This is a genomic window from Cereibacter changlensis JA139 (assembly GCF_003034985.1).
GTDB lineage: Bacteria > Pseudomonadota > Alphaproteobacteria > Rhodobacterales > Rhodobacteraceae > Cereibacter > Cereibacter changlensis.
Window position 1 is genome coordinate 1 of the sequence record NZ_PZKG01000206.1, and the last position, 4,951, is coordinate 4,951.

Genomic DNA, 4,951 nt, shown 5'->3' on the forward strand with positions numbered 1-4,951 from the left:
GCTTATTCAACTAGCATCGACGCCTTGATCAAAATGGTGACAACCGCACCAGACTTCGCCCAATCGTAATCGACGCTTCCACCAAGCTGACCCGCAATCATCTGCTGCACCAGTTTGGATCCGTATCCAAGTTCACCTGTGGGCGCCTTGACTTCCGGTCCGCCCTGCTCGGTCCAGACGATCTTTACGTCCTCACCCAGCGACTTGGCCGGAGACGTCTAGCAAACCACTGTCCCCAGATAGGGCCCCGTACTTGAGAGAGTTGGTCGCAAGTTCGTGTAGAACCATGGCGAGGCCTGCAGCCGCGGCTTCGCCAACCCCCAAGCGGGGAACAGCGACGCGGATGCGTCCCTCAAAGGCCCCTTGTTCGTCGTAGGGAGCGAGGAGAATAGTCAGCAGATCTCCAAGGAGGGCCGCCTTTCCTTGTCCTCCTGGAAGAGGACGGACCAGATCATGCGCTCTGCCAAGCGCCGCCAACCGCGTTGTTAGCTGTTTCGCCATGTCTTCCACCGAGTCCGAAGAGCGAGAAGTGATGTTCGTCAAGCCGGACGCGATAGTGAGCAGGTTCTTTACGCGGTGGCTCATCTCGCCGGCCAGCAGCTCGCTGCTCTCCTCGGTGTGCTTCCGCCCAGTGACATCCAGAAAGATGCCCACCATTCTGCGGCGGCGAATGCCCTCATCGCTTCCACGCCCCCGTGCCGAGATCCACCTGACTTCGTCATCTATCAAAGTCCGGAAGTCGATCTCATAGGCTCCCAGGATGGCGCGTGTTGCTGTGAATGCAGCGCGCACCCGGTCCCTGTCGGCCGGGTGGATCTTCTCGGATAGAAGTTCAAAGCTGAGGGCCGAGGTCTCTGACACGTTCCACAGCTCGTGTCCCCGAGAATCCAGCACGATCTCGTCTGTGTCCACGTTCCAGGACCAAAGTCCCACACCAGCCGCGTCCACCGCGCGCCGGATCTCGTCAGGCGGCCACTTTGTATAATCTAATTTCGCGTTCGCCATGTTAGCGCTTACCCATATCGAAGATTCCGCAAAAAATCGGACACAGCCCCGTTGCCCGCTGGCGACCCTATCCGGTGTGCTCCTCGACGCAAGAGCAAGTTCTCAAATCCACTTTCCAGCGGACTCGTTTCCTACATCGAAGCCTGCTTTTTTTGCGAGGGAGTGTGAAAGCGGCAGTCGAATAGAATATTGCAGCCCATCTTCCCTAAATTTCAGTTCCGATGTTCCGCCGGCGGCTTCAATCGTTTGCCTTATTAGGGACATTCCAAACCCAGGGTTGCCGGCGACGGGGGCAGGCGCCCCGCTCTCCTTCCACAAGAAATGCAGCTCCTGCTGTTGAGGCAGAATCTTCCATTCAACAAGGAGCTGACCCGTTGCTGTGCTAAGCGCCCCGAATTTTTTCGCGTTGGTCGTGAGTTCGTGCAAAGTCAATCCGATTTGTCCCGAAGTTCTCGGGTCGAGGATAAGGGGCGGGCCGGAAATTTCTATTCGACCATCGGCCTTTGCTCCTACCAGAACCTCAGCTTGGACAAGGCTGGCCAGTTCGCTGCCTACCATCTCACCGCGCACAAGGAGATCATGCACCCGAGCCAGAGCTTGCACCCGGCCGGAAAAACTCTCTGCAAACTGTGCTGGATTTACTGCTCGCCGTGCTGATTGCTTCGCAAGTGCTAGAACGGTGGCAAGTGTGTTCTTCACCCTGTGATTGAGTTCGTCGAACAGACGGCGCTGAAGATCTTCGGCTCTTCTTCTTTCGGTAATGTCCCGGCCGATCTTGGAAGCGCCAACGATTTTGGAAAGCTCATCCCTCAAAGGAGACACGGTTAGCGACAGCGCGACCCGCCGACCGTCTTTGCTCAAGCGTTCAGTATCGAAGTGGTCAACTTTTTCGCCGCTCCGGAGCTTGCTGATTATATACGTTTCTTCTTCCATTAACTCCGGCGGGATAATGCGCGTGATAGATTTTCCTATCATCTCTTCCGGCGCATACCCCAAGATCCGAGTGGCTGCTGCATTCCAAGATGTGACGATGCCGTCGAGCGTTTTGCCGATTATTATATCGTCGGATGTCGATACGATAGCAGCGAGGCGCTCTTGCTGAAGCTTATCAAATATGGTGGCAGATTGGCGGCATAGGAGAGTGATGCTGCCCACCGCTGCGCCATTTTTAAAAGTTACGCGTGTTTGGGAGCGGATCGATATCCTTGATCGGTCGGGCCGTTCTATTATGACATCTGCTTCAGAAAGCTCGACCTGCGAACTGAGCGCCCGGGCCACAGGCAACTTCTCCGGGGCAACGGGATCATCGAACGCGTCCCTGAGGCCCCAAGCGCCGCACCATCGGATCTCGCCAAGGCTGGGATGCTGGCCCCAAAGTTCGGCTGCAAGATCGTTGTAGGCTGTGATGAGGCCGGCGCCGTCTGTTGCGTACGCCGCCATGGGAAGCTGTGAAAGATTGTCATTGTGGATCAAATGGTTGGACCAGACGGTTGCTCGTGATGTTATCTGAAGCACAAGTCATGACGCGCGATCGCGGAGCGTACATGCCGCACTCAACTAAGGTAACCAAGCTGTGTTCCCCGAGCCACGTACGCCAAGGCGGCAAGATGAGTCACCGGCTTCATAGGCGCACCTGCCCTGCCAGGATGTCAAGGGTTGGAGACGCCTCGATGCAGCGTACCCCGAAACCCTACATAACCGGGCTTACCTGACATAGACGGGGTTAGCTTACATAAGGGGCCTTACGGGCAACGGCTCGCGGGCGTCAGGCTTCTCGTTGTGGGTCGCTCAGGCCTGTGAGCTTGCTGCGATTTGGCGAAGGATAATGACTTCAAGCGGCCTGTGGTCGCTTTGATATGCCGAGATCGAAGCCGCGATCATTTCGTCTGACGTGACGCCGTGCCAACTGAGCGGGTGCCCTGCACGTCCCGCAAGATACCGCACGTATTCGCGCAAGGCGCGGCCGTTCCCCTCACGAAACGGGTGAAGGACGTTCAGTTCACCCATGTAATACGCCATACGCGATGCGAACTGCCCGGTGTTGAGGCCAGCCAGCCAGCTTTCTTCTGCGAGGGCTTCGGTCAGCCTGTTTCCTTCGCTGGCGATGTAGCGAAAATTGGCAAATCGTGTCTGCCCCTTTGCGATGTCCAGATCGCGGATCTGTCCGGCCCAGGCATAGACGTCCTGAAACAGGGCGCGGTGGATGCTGAGAAAATACTGAAAGCCCGGCCCCGATGGGGGTTCCGGCAGTGGTCTCTGTGACAGCTCAAATGTTGCGAGAAGAACGATGGCGGCTTCTGCCGCGTCCAGTTCCGCTTGATCCGCGATGTTGAGCTTGTTGATCAGTACACCGGTGCCCGGGTAGAGGCCTTGCTCGCCGCCTTCGTATCGCGCCATCGCTTACCGGCTTGCGCCCGCCCTGCTGTAGCGGGAAAGCAGCCGTGCGCGGAGCTCCGAGGCGCTCAACTCCCCGCCCTCCAACGCGTGAAAATCCCTTTTCGACTGCGCATCCAGTTCGAGCCCTTCAATTCGCTGGCTCGCCACGGCGCTGGCTAGCATGCGTGAGCGCTCGGCTCTTTGCTGAGGCTGGATCGTGACAGGGTTCTCGATGCGCATCGCATGTCTCCGGGCATTTCCGGCAAGCTTAGCCCGGACTCGCCGCGGCGTCGAGAATGAACGGTCACCGGAGGGGTGTTTGAAGTAAGTGTTCTTGATATGTTTCATTTGAGATGCTCTTCGGGAACGACCTATGACACTTGCCAGATCGACCTCACCTATCGCCCCTTGGCTGGGCGGCAAGCGCAACCTTGCCAAGCGCCTCACCTCGATCATAGACCGCATTGACTGCGTCACCTATGTCGAGCCCTTCGTCGGCATGGGCGGGGTGTTCCTGCGCCGTAGCCAGCGTCCGCGGGCCGAGGTCATCAATGACCGGGGTCGCGATGTCGCCAACCTCTTCCGCATCCTGCAGCGCCACTACGTCGCGTTTCTGGATATGCTGCGCTTCCAACTCACCGTCAGAGCAGAGTTCGACCGGCTCGTCGCGGTTGATCCCGAAACCCTGACAGACCTCGAGCGGGCCGCTCGTTTTCTTTACCTCCAGCGGACGGCCTTTGGTGGAAAGGTCTCCGGCCGCAATTTCGGTGTGGTGCGGGAACGCCCTGGCCGCTTCAACCTGACCACGCTGGAGCCGATGCTGGAAGACCTGCACACCCGGCTCGCGGGCGTCGTCATCGAGTGCCTGGACTGGTCGGACTGCATCCGGCGGTATGACAGCCCGGAGACCCTGTTCTATCTCGATCCGCCGTACTGGGGTTGCGAGGGCGATTACGGCAAGGCGCTCTTCTCGCGCGCCGACTTCGCCAAGATGGCGGAGCAGCTGGCCGGGATCCGCGGCCAGTTCATCCTGTCGATCAACGACGTGCCCGAGATCCGGGAGATCTTCGGCCGCTTCCAGGTGACGCCGGTGACGACCAGCTACACCGTCGGCAGGGCCGGAGGCTCGCCGGCGGCTGAGCTGCTGATCTCTTCGGAGCGTGTCCGTTGCTGAAATCAGTTGCATGCTCGGCGGAGGCTTCGCTTGGCCGTCACTCGGCTAAGCCGCTGACGAATCTAGGAAAAGAGGAACATGCAACAGCTCGGTGGAACATGCGGCGCGATTTGCATGTTCCGGGAGCGAAGGGCAGGGGGAGCAACGGGCAGTTTCGGGGCGGATCGGAGCAAAAACCCCGGTTTTACGGGCGTTTAAACGGTGCCTCCTCCGATGGCCGGACTGGGCCGTGTCAGGGCGTTCTGAGCCGTGGCGAGGCTTGTTTCGGCGCAACTGCCGGACTTCGGGAGCTGGGCCTGCCGGGGTCACCCTGGGCGCTCAAGTCGTTGATCCGACGTGATGATCCGCGATCCTCCGGCTTCCCCCGGGCTCATCCGGTTTCCTGCAGGATTAGGT

General features: G+C 59.0%; 5 protein-coding genes. 1 reads left to right on the forward strand and 4 read right to left on the reverse strand.

The window, feature by feature from the left end:
* Positions 1–192 precede the first annotated feature (192 nt).
* From C5F48_RS21765 to C5F48_RS21780, 4 genes are all read right to left on the reverse strand, one after another.
* Positions 193–1,005: a sensor histidine kinase gene (locus C5F48_RS21765; RefSeq protein WP_219907824.1), complete on the reverse strand. Its 813-nt coding sequence runs from the start codon at positions 1,003–1,005 to the stop codon at positions 193–195.
* A 102-nt stretch (positions 1,006–1,107) separates the two neighbouring features.
* Positions 1,108–2,478, reverse strand: coding sequence for a sensor histidine kinase (locus tag C5F48_RS21770; RefSeq protein ID WP_146170699.1), 1,371 nt, complete (start codon positions 2,476–2,478; stop codon positions 1,108–1,110).
* 315 nt (positions 2,479–2,793) lie between these two features.
* Positions 2,794–3,402, reverse strand: coding sequence for a Fic/DOC family protein (locus tag C5F48_RS21775; protein WP_107665847.1), 609 nt, complete (start codon positions 3,400–3,402; stop codon positions 2,794–2,796).
* Between the two features lie 3 nt (positions 3,403–3,405).
* Positions 3,406–3,621 (reverse strand): antitoxin VbhA family protein, encoded by a 216-nt coding sequence (locus C5F48_RS21780; RefSeq protein WP_107665848.1) that lies wholly within the window; start codon positions 3,619–3,621, stop codon positions 3,406–3,408.
* Between the two features lie 133 nt (positions 3,622–3,754).
* Here C5F48_RS21780 and C5F48_RS21785 point away from each other — a divergent pair, with 133 nt between their 5' ends.
* The gene (locus tag C5F48_RS21785) at positions 3,755–4,555 is read left to right on the forward strand and encodes a DNA adenine methylase (protein ID WP_107665849.1); all 801 of its coding nucleotides are present in this window, start codon (positions 3,755–3,757) and stop codon (positions 4,553–4,555) included.
* Positions 4,556–4,951: the final 396 nt, after the last annotated feature.

Excerpts from the sequence above, each read along its gene's own strand:
- C5F48_RS21780 (WP_107665848.1), bottom strand. The coding sequence starts at position 3,621 with ATGCGCATCGAGAACCCTGTCACGATCCAGCCTCAGCAAAGAGCCGAG.
- C5F48_RS21775 (WP_107665847.1), bottom strand. The coding sequence starts at position 3,402 with ATGGCGCGATACGAAGGCGGCGAGCAAGGCCTCTACCCGGGCACCGGT.
- C5F48_RS21785 (WP_107665849.1), top strand. The coding sequence starts at position 3,755 with ATGACACTTGCCAGATCGACCTCACCTATCGCCCCTTGGCTGGGCGGC.
- C5F48_RS21765 (WP_219907824.1), bottom strand. The coding sequence starts at position 1,005 with ATGGCGAACGCGAAATTAGATTATACAAAGTGGCCGCCTGACGAGATC.